The sequence below is a fragment of the Mesorhizobium sp. M00.F.Ca.ET.216.01.1.1 genome (genome assembly GCF_004010325.2).
In the GTDB taxonomy this organism is placed as follows: Bacteria; Pseudomonadota; Alphaproteobacteria; order Rhizobiales; family Rhizobiaceae; genus Mesorhizobium.
Genome location: NZ_SADR02000521.1, coordinates 1 through 289, shown reverse-complemented (window position 1 = coordinate 289; position 289 = coordinate 1). Strand labels below are relative to the sequence as shown.

General features: G+C 59.9%; 1 protein-coding gene. It reads right to left on the bottom strand.

Annotated elements, in window-relative coordinates; translation table 11 throughout:
* Positions 1–289: adenylyl-sulfate kinase (gene cysC / locus EN859_RS37260; RefSeq protein ID WP_135913750.1), on the bottom strand; the 289-nt coding region annotated here is incomplete at both ends.

Genomic DNA, 289 nt, shown 5'->3' with positions numbered 1-289 from the left:
TCACGCTCCTGGCGAAATGGCGAGATGAATGCGGTCAGTACGATAAGCCCCGCGTCCATCATCAACTTCGCGACTTCTGCTATGCGCCGGATGTTTTCAACCCGGTCAGAGGCCGCGAAGCCAAGATCCTTGTTGAGACCCTGACGGACGTTGTCACCGTCGAGAATATACGTGCGCTTTCCCGCAGCATGGAGCTTGACCTCGAGCGCGTTCGCGATCGTGGACTTGCCGGCGCCCGAAAGACCGGTGAACCAGATCACCTTGCCGGCGTGGCCGTTCTGACGCTCCC